The following is a 14,022-nucleotide window of genomic DNA, read 5'->3' as shown; positions in this document are numbered from 1 at the left end:
ACATAAGCTATGAAATTTGATCGAATTGCCGTTGTTGTCCTGGACAGCGTAGGGATCGGCGAGCTGCCGGATGCCAAACTGTTCGGCGATGCCGGTTCCCATACGCTCGGTCATATCGCAAGCGTCGTGCCGGGCATTTCATTGCCGAATCTAAGGGCAATGGGGCTCGACCGAATTGCGCCCATCGCGGATTGGTCGCCAGCCGGCAAGCCAGCCGAGGCTTATTACGGCAAGATGGCGGAGGTATCCGTCGGCAAGGACACGATGACCGGACATTGGGAGCTCATGGGGCTGAGACTGACCGTGCCTTTCCAAACATTCCCTGACGGTTTCCCTCCCGAACTTATCGGTCCGTTTGAGGAGCGAACGGGACGGAAGGTCATCGGGAACAAATCCGCAAGTGGGACCGAGATACTGGACGAGCTGGGGGAGGAGCAGATGGAGACGGGCGCATGGATCGTCTATACATCGGCAGACAGCGTATTCCAAATCGCCGCGCATGAGGAAGTTATCCCTCTGGAGGAGCTGTACCGGGCTTGCGAGATCGCTAGGGAGCTGACGATGGACGAGCGGTTCACCGTCGGGCGCGTAATTGCCAGACCTTATGTGGGACAGCCAGGCGAGTTCAAGCGAACGCCGAACAGGCATGACTATGCGGTGAAGCCGCCTCAGCCAACCGTACTGAACGCGCTCAAGGACGGTGGACTCGAGGTGCGGTCTATCGGCAAGATCAACGATATTTTCGACGGTGAAGGCATAACGTCCTCTCAGCCGACGAAGAGCAATGCGGACGGCATCAGGCGAACGATCGACGCGATGGGCGAGTCCTTTAGCGGTCTGCTGTTCACGAATCTCGTTGATTTCGATTCGTTGTTCGGGCACCGGCGGGATCCTCAAGGGTATGCGGCCGCGCTGGAGGAATTTGACGCTGCGCTGCCTGAGCTAAAGAGCAAGATCGGGCCAAGAGACTTGCTCGTCATTACGGCGGATCACGGGAATGATCCCACTCATCCCGGCACGGATCATACGCGCGAGTATGTGCCGATACTGGCTTACAGTCCGGCGTTCCGCGTGCCCGGCGCCATGCCGGTACGGACGACCTTTGCAGACCTTGGTGCGACAATCGCAGATAATTTTGGTGTTATAGCTCCGCCGAGCGGGCGCAGCTTTTTGTCCGAGCTAGTGACCGAAACCGCCGCCGAATAAGCTGCTGGAAGGCGGAATGCAAACAGCCGTCCGGCTTCTTTATACGAGACAACCATGAACTGGAAGGGGAAGTAAACATGTTGAATCAACTAATGAACGCACATATTGCGGAAGCTGCAGCTTTTATCCGGGAGAAGACGGCGTTGTCGCCGGAGATCGGGCTTATTATGGGCTCCGGTCTTGGCGTGCTGGGCGACCATTTGGAGGAGCCGGTCGTCATCCCGTACCATGACATTCCCCACTTTCCGATCTCGACCGTGGAGGGACATGCCGGCGAGCTGTTGATCGGCCGCTTGTCTGGCAGAATCGTCGTATTGATGCGCGGCCGCTTCCATATGTACGAGGGTTACGGCCCGGAACTTACGGCTTTTCCGGTACGCGTAATGAAGGCGCTGGGGGTCCGCGCTTTGCTTGTAACGAATGCGGCCGGAGGCATTAATCTGGACTTCGCTTCGGGCAACCTGATGCTGATCTCCGACCATATTAACCTGACGGGTCGCAATCCGCTTATCGGACCTAATGACGATTCGCTCGGCGTGCGCTTTCCAGACATGTCGGAAGCATACAGCAAACGGCTGCGTGAAGTTGCGAAGGAAATTGCTTCCATGCAGGGCTTTGCGCTGAAAGAAGGTGTCTATGCCGGACTGCTGGGTCCATCGTACGAGACGCCGGCCGAGATCCGGATGCTTCGCACGCTTGGCGCGGATGCCGTCGGAATGTCGACGGTCGCCGAAGTGATTGCGGCTCGCCATTCCGGCATTGAAGTGGTCGGTATTTCCTGCATTACGAATATGGCGTCCGGAATTCTGGACCAGCCGCTGTCCCACGAGGAAGTGATGGAGACGGCGGAACGAGTCAAGTCCCGGTTCCTGGGACTTGTGACATCGTTGATTTCGAAAATGTAAGCGGGATTGTAACATAATTGTAATAATTCGCTCGACTCATTATGACAGTGTTTTTCGTTGCGCTCGTCGTATAATGTCCATGATTACAGAAAGATGGAGTGGACAACGTCATGGACAAGCTGTTATTGGAGCTGGAGAGGCTTCGCGGAGAGATGGTGGAGACGGCGCTGATCGAACAGGACCTTCTTCATCAAGACGTGCTGGTTTTAAGCCAGACGCTTGATGAAATTATCGTCCAAGTGCAATCGGAGAGGCTGTCGCAATCCAAAAGCCGCGAATTTTCCAGATCGAGCTGACGCAAGGCAACATACGGGCATGGATACTGGAGGAGGCCGTTATGCGGGCAGTGGATTGTATACACAAAAAGAGGAATGGCGGGGAGCTGAGCTCCGCAGAGATTGCCTTCCTGATCAAAGGATATAGCAGCGGCGATATTCCCGATTATCAGATGTCTGCATGGGCTATGGCCGTATTCTATCAAGGCATGACCGAAGATGAGACCGCGGCATTGACGATGGCTATGGCTGAATCCGGCGACATGGTGAACCTGTCGCCAATTCGCGGCGTCAAGGTGGACAAACACAGCACAGGCGGCGTCGGCGATAAGACAACGCTAATTATCGGTCCCCTCGTCGCTTCTGCGGGCGTCCCCGTTGCCAAGATGTCGGGAAGAGGCCTTGGCCACACCGGCGGCACGATAGACAAGCTTGAATCCATTCCAGGCTTCCGTACGGAGCTGGATCGGGAGACGTTTATCGCTCAAGTGAACGATCTTGGGCTGGCCGTTATCGGTCAGAGCGGCGACCTGGCGCCCGCGGACAAAAAGCTGTATGCCCTTAGGGATGTAACGGCAACGGTAGAGTCGATACCGCTTATCGCAAGCTCCGTCATGAGCAAAAAAATTTCGGCTGGCGCGGATGCGATCGTGCTGGACGTAAAGACTGGCAGCGGCGCGTTTATGAAGACGCTGGCGGATGCTGAGAAGCTGGCTGCAGCTATGGTTGCGATTGGGACGCAGGTTGGACGCGATACGGCAGCAGTCATCAGCGATATGGATCAGCCGCTGGGCTTCGCGATCGGCAATGCGCTTGAGGTGGCGGAAGCGCTCGAGACGCTGCGCGGTCAGGGACCGGAGGACTTGACGGAGCTTTGTCTTGCGTTAGGCTCTCATATGGTGGTGCTTGGCGGCGCGGCTTCCACTATCGAAGAAGGAAAGAAACTTCTTCGGGAGCGCCTTAATAACGGAGAAGCGCTGGCGAAATTCAAAGCTTTTATCGAAGCGCAAGGCGGAGACGGCTCCGTTGTCGATCATCCGGAGAGGCTGCCTGCAGCGCCTGCGCGTATCCAGGTGCTTGCGCCGATCGGCGGTTATGTGGCAGCCATCGATGCGGAGCAGCTTGGACTTGCAGCGATGATGCTTGGCGCGGGCAGGGCGACAAAAGACGCGGCCATCGATTATGCGGTGGGTCTCGTTATCGTCAAGAAGGTCGGCGATGAAGTGACGGAAGGCGAGCCGATTGCTACTCTTCATATCCGTGAGGAGAATGGCGAAACGGCAAGCGTGGTAGACAGGGTGAAAGCCGCGTACAGCATCCAATCGGAGCAGCCGAGTGTAAAACCGCTCCTGTTAGCCGTCGTGACCAAAGAAGGCGTTATGAGGCTTGCGGAAGGCAACTAATTCGAGGACATGGAACCGCCGATCGGCATTTGCCGATTGGCGGTTTTTTTGAATTCCGTCATCGCGCCCATATAGGAATAATTTCCTGCAAGAAGGTTAACACTGAAAAGGAAAATAGTACCGACAATCATCCAGGAGGGACCTGACGTTGAAAATTAGATTCGTCACCATTCTTGCACTAACTGTAGCTACGGCACTTGCGCTGCCGACCTTTGCCGCCGCGGAGGAAGGGGCTCCGCATATCGATCTGGCGCCATCCGCCCGCTCCGCGATTTTGATGGATGCCGACAGCGGCACGGTCATCTTTGAGAAAAACAGCCATGACCAGCTTCCCCCGGCCAGTATTACGAAGATCATGACGCTGCTCCTCGTTATGGAGGCGCTCGACAACGGTCAGCTTAAGCTGACCGACAAAGTAAGAACAAGCGAATACGCGGCTTCGATGGGCGGCTCGCAGATTTTCCTGGAACAAGGGGAGGAAATGTCGGCCGAAGACATGATTAAGGGAATCGCGCTTGCGTCCGGCAACGATGCGTCTGTCGCTATGGCCGAGAAGCTAGCAGGGACCGAGATGAACTTTGTGGCGATGATGAACGCGAAGGCTCAGGAGCTCGGCATGAAGGATACCCATTTTGTCAATCCGAACGGGCTGCCTGTACAGGGTCATTATTCGTCCGCTCACGATATCGCCATTATGTCGCGCGAGCTGCTTAAACATCAGGAAGTGACAAAGTACACGGGTCTTTACCAGGACTATTTGAGAAAGGATTCCGAGAAGCCCTTCTGGCTCGTCAACACGAATAAGCTCGTGCGATTCTATAGCGGCGCCGACGGACTTAAGACTGGTTATACAAGCGAAGCGAAATATTGTCTTTCCGCTACCGCGAAGCGCGACGACATGCGGATTATTGCAGTCGTAATGGGCGAACCCACGACGAAGCATCGCAACGTTGAAGTTTCCCAGATGTTCGATTATTCCTTCGCGCAATATATGAACTATCCCGTCATCGAAGCGGGCGACGGCATCGGCAAACTCCGGGTAGCCAAGGGCATGCAGTCCGAGCTGCCCCTAGTGGCGGATCGGTCCTATAGCGTGTTATTGAAAAAGGGCACTCCGACGGCCAACATACGTTACGAGCTTAAGCTTAACGATGTCGTCAAGGCGCCTGTAGCGGCTGGAGATTCTGTAGGCAAGCTGGTCGTCTACGATGGAGATCAAGTGCTGAAGGAGTTTGCCATCACTTCGCCGGAGGATGTGGGCAAGGCGAATTGGTGGAAGATGCTGAAACGTTCCGCTTCCAGTCTGTTCAGCAATTAATATCTTATTGCGGAAGCCGCGCTCCGCGCTATTTGTCAGCTTGTAGCGGTAATCTTCTAGTTTTGTCGGCATGCAGGAATCCGAAGCGCTGCTGTTGAATCCCTTGTTCTATCTCGGCGATTGCATCTATGCAAGATTGACTGTGAGGGAGATGAGGAGCGTACATGAGTCTGCAAATCGAGTTGGAGCATTACCGCAACGTGTTGATTGTAAGGCTATACGGCGAGCTGGACCATCATACGGCTAACGTCGTGCGGTACAAGATGGAGGAAGCTCTCCTGAAAGACCAAGTGAATCATGTCATTCTTAGCCTCAAAGAGCTGCAATTTATGGACAGCTCGGGACTCGGCGTCATATTGGGACGCTATAAGCAAGTGAAGAGCAAGGGCGGCAAGATGGTCGTCTGCGACATCAATCCCGGCGTAAAGCGGTTGTTCGAGCTGTCCGGGTTGTTCAAAATCATATCGGTTCACGACAACGAGAGGAACGCGATATCGTCTTTGGAGGTGGTGTCATGACAGGGAGCAACCAAATGAAGCTGACGTTCAGCGCACGTTCGGAGAATGAGGCGTTCGCCCGCGTCGCAGTGTCGGCCTTCGTCTCCCAGCTGGACCCGACGCTTGAAGAGCTGAACGATCTTAAGACCGCCGTGTCCGAGGCCGTCACGAATGCGATCATTCACGGCTACGACAACGATTCGTCGCGCGAAGTCACGATTGAAGCCAGCATCGAGCGGGATACCGTCTCCATTATCGTATCGGACGAAGGAAACGGCATTGAGGACGTAGAGCTGGCACGTCAACCATTGTACACATCGAAGCCGGAGCTCGAGCGTTCCGGAATGGGTTTTACAATCATGGAAAATTTTATGGACCATTTCGAAGTAGCGAGCCGAGTCGACGGGGGAACCCGGGTGGCGATGGTCAAGCGGATCGAATCAAAAAAAGCGCTCTATAACTAGCGCATAGGGAGGCCCAGCCTCATGAAAGCAGATATGAAGCAATCAGCCCAGCCCTATCTTGACGATGCCGAAGTCAAACGACTGATCGCGCTTAGCCAATCCGGCGACTCTGTTGCCCGCGACACGTTGGTAAACTGCAATATACGCCTCGTGTGGTCCGTCGTGCAACGCTTCATGAACCGCGGCTACGAGCCGGAGGATCTGTTCCAGATCGGTTGCATCGGACTTCTGAAGTCGGTGGACAAGTTCGATCTGTCGTACGACGTCAAGTTCTCCACTTATGCGGTGCCGATGATTATCGGCGAAATCCAGCGATTCCTGCGGGACGATGGAACGCTGAAGGTAAGCCGCTCGCTCAAGGAGACGGCCAACAAGGTCCGCAAGATGAAGGATGAGCTGTCGAAGACGATGGGCAGGCTTCCGACGATCGGCGAAGTGGCGGAAGCGCTCGGCATTACGCCGGAGGATGTCGTATTCGCGCAGGAGGCGAACAAACCTCCGACCTCTATTCACGAGACCGTGTTCGAAAACGACGGCGATCCCATCACGCTGATGGATCAAATCGCCGACGACTCGCAAGAGCGCTGGTTCGATAAGCTTGCTCTCGAGGAAGCGATCGAAGGACTTAGCGAGCGCGAACGGCTAATCGTGTTCCTCCGGTATTATAGGGACAAGACGCAATCCGAGGTCGCAAGCAGGCTCGGCATCTCGCAAGTGCAAGTATCGCGGCTGGAGAAAAAAATATTGCAGTCCATCAGGGACCAAATCGCTCAATAGCGGTTTGGTTCCTTTTTTGATTTAAAGGCGCATGCCTGCAATATTGTTTGAAATTGGTTGAGTATCCTAATCCTTCGCGTCCCATACTAACGTTGAAAACAGCATAACAAGATTTTGTTTATGCAGAAGGGATGATCCAGAGATGGGCGAGAAGGTCCAATCCGTTATCTATCTGCGATTGAAAAAAAGAATATACATCAAGCCGAATCATATGGTCACGTTGGGGCAAGTCGCCCGGCTGCTTACGGACAAGGACGAGGTGGCGAGCAAGCTGGCCGAGCTTCCGCTCTACGATCACCGCAAAAGCGACGGAAATCGGGTGGTCATCGATCTCCTGCAGATCGTCAAAAAAATACGCAGCGAGCTAGAGAACGTCACGGTGGAGGCCTATGGAGACCCTCAAGTGCTGATCATGGTAGCGGACAAACCGGTCAAGCCGAGATATCTCATGCTGGTGCTGTCCTGGCTGCTGCTTTTTTTTGGCGCCGGTCTTGCGATCATGAACTTTCACACGGATGTCAGCATGAGGGAGGTACATATCCGGATCGTCGAGCTTATTACGGGCGAACGGGTGGAGCACCCGCTATGGTTCCAAATCCCGTATTCGCTAGGCATTGGTCTCGGGATGGTGCTGTTTTTCAACCACATTTTCCGCAAGAGGTTCAATGAGGAACCAAACCCGCTGGAAGTAGAGCTGTACATGTATCAGGAGAATATGAATGCTTATGTCATTGCAGACGAGATCCGCAAGCAGGCCGATTATGACCAGATGCGCAAAGGCGGAGGCGGTGTTCGCAATGATTAGGGCAGTGGAAAATCTATTTATCGCCGTCCTGGGGGTCGCGGGAGGGCTTGCGGTAGGGAGCGGGCTTGTGGCTCTGCTTATCGTGTTCGATCTTGTGCCCCGGCTTGCGCAGCTGTCCCGCGCGTTCCGGTTGTCAATCTGGTTCGAGACGGCGATCGTGTGCGGCTCGCTGTATTGGACGTTCGCCGACTTTATGGATTGGAAGTTGCGTCTGCCGTCCGCATTCGCTCTGGCGGGATCCGGACTCCTTGACGGGATGTTTGTAGGGATGCTTGCTGCCGCGCTGACGGAGGTCATAAATGTACTGCCTATTCTGGCTAAACGGCTTGGTTTATCCGCCTACATGTTCGGCCTTGTGATGGCCATGGTGCTCGGCAAAACAGTTGGCTCGTTGTTCGACTGGCTGGTGTTCCAATGGTAATTCGAGAGCAGCTGAAGCGGTAATATTTCAGAGGGATAAGGACGAGGTGAGAACAGTGGCGAATATGGACAATGAAAAGTTCGACGGTCAAGATAAAGGCTCTGAAGAAGTCATGGCGTTTTTGTCGGATGACAAAGGAGAAGCTGCGGCAGGTCGTTCGCGACAGCAGGAGGAGGGGGAAGAGGATCGGCAGGCAGGCGGAGGCCCGGAGAGCCATGATGAAATCTCTGACAATGGCGAAGTGACCAGTGCGGGTGGTCGCAAGTGGAATGAGCAGGAAACGTCAAACCAGCCCATCCCCGAACATCTGGACGAAGTGCTGGAGAAGCTTAAAACGGATGTCGGCTACGGCACAAGCTTTGATATCGTCGTAAGGGAAATGACCTTCGGAGAGAGACGGACGGCATTATTTTGCCTAAATGGCTTGTCCAAGGATGATCTGCTGACAGAAGTGCTCAAGCGGCTCTCTTACCTGCATCCAGACGATCTAAGCAGCGATGCGGTGCATGCCTTCGTGGATCTCTATGTCCCTGCCGCACAGGTAGACAGGGAAGAGGATTGGGACAAGCTGGTCAACAGCGTTCTTGCCGGGGGCTCCGCTTTGTTTATCGACGGCGAGACTACAGCGCTTAAGATCGATGCGAAGAATCTTCCCGCGCGCGGTCCGGAGGAGCCTTCGCTGGAGAAGGTCGTAAGGGGCAGCCGCGACGGCTTTATCGAGACGTTGATGGTCAACATCTCGCTTGTCCGGCGGAGGCTTCGCGATCCCAAGCTTCGTTACGAGCTGATCCAAATCGGCGAGCGAACGAAGACGGATGTCTGCATTGCCTATATCGATGACATCGTGGACAATCAGCTGCTGGAGTCGATCAAGGATAAGATTTCCAAGGTCAAGGTGGACGGCTTGCCGCTGGCGGACAAGCAGTTGGAGGAGGCGACCATCAAGCGGGGCTGGAGCCCCTTCCCGCTGGTGCGTTACTCGGAACGGCCGGACACCGTCGCCGCGCATCTTCTCGAGGGAGCCGTAGCCGTATTCGTCGACACGTCGCCATCCGTCATGACGCTTCCCACGACGTATACGGATCTGATGCAGCATGCCGAAGAAAATCGCCAGACGCCGTTTATAGGTACTTACCTTCGCTGGGTGAGGTTCGCCGGCGTTTTCGCGTCGCTGTTTATGCTGCCGTTATGGCTGCTGTTCGTCCTGCATCCCGAATACAAGCCTGCCATGCTGGAGTTTCTGGGGCCAAGCGAGATGGGCAAAATACCGCTGTTCGTCCAGTTCTTGTTGGCCGAAATCGGAATAGATCTCATGCGTATGGCATCCGTCCACACCCCTTCTTCCCTGGCCACCGCGATGTCGCTCGTAGCGGCCATCCTGATCGGGGACATCGCAGTAAAGACAGGCGTATTCGTGAACGAGGTCATTCTATATATGGCGATTGCGGCAGTAGGCATGTTCGCCACGCCAAGCTATGAGCTGGGACTTGCGAACCGGATCGTGCGGCTAGTGCTGCTGGCGGCCGTGGCCGCTTTCAGCGTGCCGGGGCTTGTCGTCAGCACGACAATTATCGTGCTTCTGCTGACGATCGAACGGTCCATGAACCGTCCGTACATGTGGCCGATCATTCCCTTTGACGCAAAGGCGATGCTCAACATTATTTTCCGTCAGCCGCTGCTCTATAACCGCAAACGTCCCAATATTTTAAGGCCAAAGCAGATCAATAAAATGCCCAGTACGGAATAGAAGCCCAAAAAATACAAATGAAATGCGTATTTATCCATTTCGGACAACAACGTTTTGCGTTATACTGATGCCATAAGATGCAAATCATATCCGCTGGCAAGCAAGGCGGCGGAGAAAGACGAGGGGAAAACAATATGTATCTGCATGGTACCAGCACAATTAACGCAAATGGCCATCTTGAAATTGGAGGGCGTGACGTTGCCGATCTGGCAAAGGAGTTCGGCACCCCGTTATATATCGTTGACGAGACGCTTGTTCGTCAGCGCGCAAAAGAATACGTAGAAGCATTTAAAGCATCGGGACTTAAATTCCAGGTCGCTTACGCCAGCAAAGCGTTTAGCGTCATGGCCATGTGCTCCATCGCCGAGCAGGAAGGCTTGTCGCTGGACGTCGTGTCCGACGGCGAGTTGTATACGGCGCTGCAAGCCGGCTTCCCGGCTCATCGCATTCACTTCCATGGCAACAACAAAACGCCGGACGAGATCGAGATGGCTCTCGACGCCGAGATCGGCTGCTTCGTTGTGGACAACTTCCACGAGCTTGCTCTGCTTAACGCCATAGCAGGCGAGAAGGGCAAAAAGGTAAATATTCTGCTTCGCATTACGCCGGGCGTAGAAGCGCATACGCATGACTATATTTCGACGGGACAACAGGATTCCAAGTTCGGCTTCGATCTTGGCAATGGCGCGGCAAAGCAAGCCATCGAGCAAGCGGTCGCCCTTCCTAACCTGGAAGTGCTCGGCGTACATTCACATATCGGTTCCCAAATTTTCGAGGTGGAAGGCTTCCGCATGGCAGTGGACAAGGTTGCCGGGTTCGCGGTATCCATTCGCTCCGAGCTGGGGCTGACGTTCAAGGTGATTAACCTGGGCGGAGGTTTCGGCATCCGTTACGTCGATGGCGACACGCCGCTGCCGATCAGCGAATACGTCGAAGCCATTACCGGTGCGATCAAGTCCAATTTCTCCGCAGCCGACTTCCCGCTGCCGGAGATCTGGGTAGAGCCTGGCCGCAGCATGGTTGGCGATGCAGGCACGACGCTGTACACAATTGGGACAAGCAAAAACATTCCGGGCGTGCGCAAATACATTGCCGTTGACGGCGGCATGACGGACAACCCGCGTCCCGCACTGTATCAATCCCGCTACGAGGCGGTTCTTGCAAACCGTGCTAACGAAGCGGCTGAGGAGACCGTATCCATCGCGGGCAAGTGCTGCGAGAGCGGCGATATGCTGATCTGGGATCTGGAGCTTCCGAAGGCAGAAAGCGGCGATTTGCTCGCGGTATTCTGCACGGGCGCCTACAATTACGCCATGGCAAGCAACTACAACCGGATTCGTCGTCCGGCCGTCGTCTTCGTAAAAGACGGCGAAGCGGACCTCGTTGTAAAGCGCGAATCGCTTGATAATATCGTATGCAACGACGTTATTCCGGCAAGACTGCAGAAATCCCCCCTTGCGAAATAAGGACGGAATTGGTAACGTAGTCATATACGGAATAAGAAAGGTAGATGACAATCATGGCAAAACAAGCAAAAATCAAATTGGCAAGCGGCGGAGAGGTCCAATTGGAGCTGTTCGACCAGGATGCACCCAATACGGTAGCCAACTTCGAGAAATTGGCAAACGAAGGTTTCTATAACGGTCTTTCGTTCCATCGCGTCATCCCCGGTTTCGTCGCGCAAGGCGGTTGCCCGACTGGCAACGGCACAGGCGGCCCTGGCTATCAAATCAACTGCGAGATCAACCCGAACAAACACGAGCGCGGCACGCTTGCGATGGCCCATGCAGGCCGTAACACAGGCGGAAGCCAATTCTATATTTGCTACCAGCCGCAGCCGCATCTGGACGGCGGCCATACGGTTTTCGGCAAAGTAACCAAAGGCATGGAACATGTGGACGCCCTTAAAGGCGGAGACAAAATGGAAAAGGTTGAAGTTTTAAACGATTAGTGTTAAGATGTCACTAACTTAATGTAATCAGCTTTCCTTCGGGGCAGGGTGAAATTCCCAACCGGCGGTGATCGGGAGAAGGGAACAAGTCGTTATACGGCTTCGTTTCCCGCCTCCGTCAGTCCGTGACCCGGGCCGAATCTCGCAAGAGAACGGAACGGTGGACCTGGTGCAAATCCGGGACCGACAGTATAGTCTGGATGGGAGAAGGAGAAGCTTCGGCATTTGTTGTCTGTTTAAATGCTCACCTTTGTGCATCATTTCACAAAGGTGTCTATTAGGCAGATAAACATTAAGGGTACGGGTGTATTCGTATTGGCTTATTTGTACATGTCCGCTTGCGCTCATGTACGAAATTGGCTTGAAATGCGATAGTCCGTGGCCTTATTTCGTCGTAGTTTTTCTGTCTTTTCTCACATCCTCCTGTCGGCAAGCGATGCCGGAAGGGGGATTTTTTGCATACATGCTGGATGTTCTGAACGATGAATATTATATGCGACTTGCTCTCGACCTTGCCGCCAAGGCGGCGGGACAAACCGAAATTAATCCCGTAGTCGGATGCGTCGTTGTAAAAGGCGGCCGCATAGTCGGGCTTGGCGCCCATCTTCGCCGCGGAGAGGGCCATGCAGAGGTACATGCGCTAGCGATGGCAGGCGGCGAGGCGGAGGGTTCGACCGTCTATGTCACGCTGGAGCCATGCAGCCATCATGGCAAAACGCCGCCGTGCTGCGACCGCATTATCGCGGCCAAGGCGGCAAGAGTCGTCGTTGCGGCAACTGATCCTAATCCCAAGGTTGCAGGGAGAGGCATAACGAGACTTCGCGAACACGGCATTGAGGTGGATGTCGGACTTCTGGAAGCGGAGTCGACGTTAATGAACGAGAAGTTCAATGCCTTTATTACAACAGGCATGCCGTTTGTGACGCTAAAGACCGCCAGTACATTGGACGGACGCGTAGCGAGCAGAACGGGACATAGTCAATGGGTGACGGGCCCCGTCGCCAGAGAACAGGTACACTTGCTGCGGCATCAGCATCAAGGCATTATGGTCGGCATTGGCACGGTGGTTGCGGATGATCCGCTATTGACTACCCGAACGGCTGTGACGGGTCTGCATCCCGCCCGCATCGTCGTCGATTCCAGATTGACGTTACCGCTGGACGCCCGCATCGTTGCCGACAAAACGGCAAGGACGATCGTGCTCGCTGCGGAAGGCTGCGACGAGGAGAAGCGGCGTCTTCTGGAGGCGGAAGGCGTAGAGGTTATTCCTTGCGGCACAGGCTCTCTCGTGGATCTGCGTATCGGCATGCGCAAGCTGGCGGAGAGGGATATCGGCTCGATTTTGCTGGAAGGTGGAGGCAAGCTTAACGGCGCCATGCTGGAAGCGGAGCTGATACACAAAATCATTTTATATATGGCTCCGAAACTGATCGGCGGCGATGAAGCGCCGCAAAGCTTCCGATTCCAGGGCCGTGAACATATGAGCGATGCCATCGAGCTGGAACGAATGTCGGTTGAGATGGCGGGCAGCGATATTGTGATTAAGGGTTATCCCGTGTACAAACGGTAGGAGAGGAGATGCGGCTTATGTTTACCGGATTGGTTGAAGAAGTGGGACGAATGAAAAACGTCTACCGTCAGGGCGAAGCCATGATGCTGACGATCGGCGCCTCGATCGTGACGCAAGGGGCTGCACTGGGCGACAGCATCTCGGTTAACGGCGTATGTTTAACCGTTACGTCGTACGACAGGACCTCGTTTACGGCGGATGTGATGCCGGAGACGTACAGAAAGTCGACCTTGCACTTGTTGAAGCCCGGAGATCCCATCAATCTGGAGCGGGCCATGGCCGTCGGCTCAAGATTCGGTGGACACATTGTTCAGGGACATATCGATGGAACGGGCAAGGTAACCTCCAGAACAGTCGATGCCAATGCCGTCGTGTTCCGCATTGAAGCGAAATCGGGCGATTTGATGAGATACATTATTCCTAAAGGCTCCATAACGATTGACGGCATCAGCTTGACGGTTGTAGAAGCGGACGGCGACGGATTTTCCGTCTCGATTATACCCCACACGTTGGCCGAGACGGCGCTCGCTCACCGGCAACCTGGTGACAACGTCAATCTCGAGACCGACATTATCGGCAAGTATGTAGATCATTTGCTTCACAATCGCAACGCCGAGAAGTCTGCAGCGGCTCCGTCATCCCGTATTTCCACTGAATACTTAAGCCGCCACGGATTTATATAA

The 14,022-nt window shown here is 54.6% G+C and carries 15 protein-coding genes and 1 riboswitch; all 15 genes read left to right on the top strand.

The genetic code is table 11. The features are described 5' to 3' along the window. Window positions 1–9: 9 nt before the first annotated feature. The 15 genes from deoB (at window position 10) to B1748_RS06350 (ending at window position 14,022) form a co-directional block, all read left to right on the top strand. Window positions 10–1,206, top strand: coding sequence for a phosphopentomutase (gene deoB / locus B1748_RS06420; RefSeq protein WP_087567059.1), 1,197 nt, complete (start codon window positions 10–12; stop codon window positions 1,204–1,206). 77 nt (window positions 1,207–1,283) lie between these two features. Continuing rightward, the gene (locus B1748_RS06415; RefSeq protein ID WP_256975554.1) at window positions 1,284–2,111 is read left to right on the top strand and encodes a purine-nucleoside phosphorylase; all 828 of its coding nucleotides are present in this window, start codon (window positions 1,284–1,286) and stop codon (window positions 2,109–2,111) included. A 110-nt stretch (window positions 2,112–2,221) separates the two neighbouring features. Further along, window positions 2,222–2,407 carry a Spo0E family sporulation regulatory protein-aspartic acid phosphatase gene (locus tag B1748_RS06410; RefSeq protein WP_087567058.1) on the top strand — a complete coding sequence of 62 codons (186 nt, stop codon included), beginning with the start codon at window positions 2,222–2,224 and terminating at the stop codon, window positions 2,405–2,407. A 41-nt stretch (window positions 2,408–2,448) separates the two neighbouring features. Next, the gene (locus B1748_RS06405; protein ID WP_087567057.1) at window positions 2,449–3,789 is read left to right on the top strand and encodes a pyrimidine-nucleoside phosphorylase; all 1,341 of its coding nucleotides are present in this window, start codon (window positions 2,449–2,451) and stop codon (window positions 3,787–3,789) included. 148 nt (window positions 3,790–3,937) lie between these two features. After that, entirely contained in the window at window positions 3,938–5,107 is a 1,170-nt protein-coding gene (locus B1748_RS06400) for a D-alanyl-D-alanine carboxypeptidase family protein (protein WP_087567056.1), read from the top strand. Between the two features lie 164 nt (window positions 5,108–5,271). Further along, the gene (spoIIAA, locus tag B1748_RS06395) at window positions 5,272–5,625 is read left to right on the top strand and encodes an anti-sigma F factor antagonist (protein ID WP_087567055.1); all 354 of its coding nucleotides are present in this window, start codon (window positions 5,272–5,274) and stop codon (window positions 5,623–5,625) included. Further along, window positions 5,622–6,068: an anti-sigma F factor gene (gene spoIIAB / locus B1748_RS06390; RefSeq protein ID WP_087567054.1), complete on the top strand. Its 447-nt coding sequence runs from the start codon at window positions 5,622–5,624 to the stop codon at window positions 6,066–6,068. The genes spoIIAA and spoIIAB overlap by 4 nt, the downstream gene beginning before the upstream one ends. Window positions 6,069–6,089: 21 nt before the next feature. Continuing rightward, the gene (gene sigF, locus B1748_RS06385; RefSeq protein ID WP_087567053.1) at window positions 6,090–6,845 is read left to right on the top strand and encodes an RNA polymerase sporulation sigma factor SigF; all 756 of its coding nucleotides are present in this window, start codon (window positions 6,090–6,092) and stop codon (window positions 6,843–6,845) included. 142 nt (window positions 6,846–6,987) lie between these two features. Continuing rightward, window positions 6,988–7,650 carry a stage V sporulation protein AA gene (locus B1748_RS06380; protein WP_087567052.1) on the top strand — a complete coding sequence of 221 codons (663 nt, stop codon included), beginning with the start codon at window positions 6,988–6,990 and terminating at the stop codon, window positions 7,648–7,650. Next, on the top strand, window positions 7,643–8,071 hold the full coding sequence (locus B1748_RS06375) for a stage V sporulation protein AB (RefSeq protein WP_087567051.1): 429 nt from the start codon (window positions 7,643–7,645) through the stop codon (window positions 8,069–8,071). Before B1748_RS06380 ends, B1748_RS06375 begins: the two co-directional genes overlap by 8 nt. Window positions 8,072–8,117: 46 nt before the next feature. Next, on the top strand, window positions 8,118–9,818 hold the full coding sequence (locus tag B1748_RS06370) for a spore germination protein (protein ID WP_256975553.1): 1,701 nt from the start codon (window positions 8,118–8,120) through the stop codon (window positions 9,816–9,818). Between the two features lie 134 nt (window positions 9,819–9,952). Continuing rightward, window positions 9,953–11,284 (top strand): diaminopimelate decarboxylase, encoded by a 1,332-nt coding sequence (gene lysA, locus B1748_RS06365; RefSeq protein ID WP_087567295.1) that lies wholly within the window; start codon window positions 9,953–9,955, stop codon window positions 11,282–11,284. A gap of 53 nt (window positions 11,285–11,337) precedes the next feature. Beyond that, window positions 11,338–11,769, top strand: coding sequence for a peptidylprolyl isomerase (locus B1748_RS06360; protein WP_087567050.1), 432 nt, complete (start codon window positions 11,338–11,340; stop codon window positions 11,767–11,769). Window positions 11,770–11,799: 30 nt separating this feature from the next. Further along, a riboswitch (FMN riboswitch) is annotated at window positions 11,800–11,985 on the top strand. Window positions 11,986–12,232: 247 nt separating this feature from the next. Beyond that, window positions 12,233–13,339 carry a bifunctional diaminohydroxyphosphoribosylaminopyrimidine deaminase/5-amino-6-(5-phosphoribosylamino)uracil reductase RibD gene (ribD, locus tag B1748_RS06355; protein WP_087567049.1) on the top strand — a complete coding sequence of 369 codons (1,107 nt, stop codon included), beginning with the start codon at window positions 12,233–12,235 and terminating at the stop codon, window positions 13,337–13,339. A gap of 17 nt (window positions 13,340–13,356) precedes the next feature. After that, on the top strand, window positions 13,357–14,022 hold the full coding sequence (locus tag B1748_RS06350; RefSeq protein ID WP_087567048.1) for a riboflavin synthase: 666 nt from the start codon (window positions 13,357–13,359) through the stop codon (window positions 14,020–14,022).

The organism is Paenibacillus sp. MY03 (assembly GCF_002165585.1).
GTDB classification, from domain to species: Bacteria; Bacillota; Bacilli; order Paenibacillales; family Paenibacillaceae; genus Pristimantibacillus; species Pristimantibacillus agaridevorans.
This window is presented reverse-complemented; position numbering and strand designations above follow the sequence as displayed.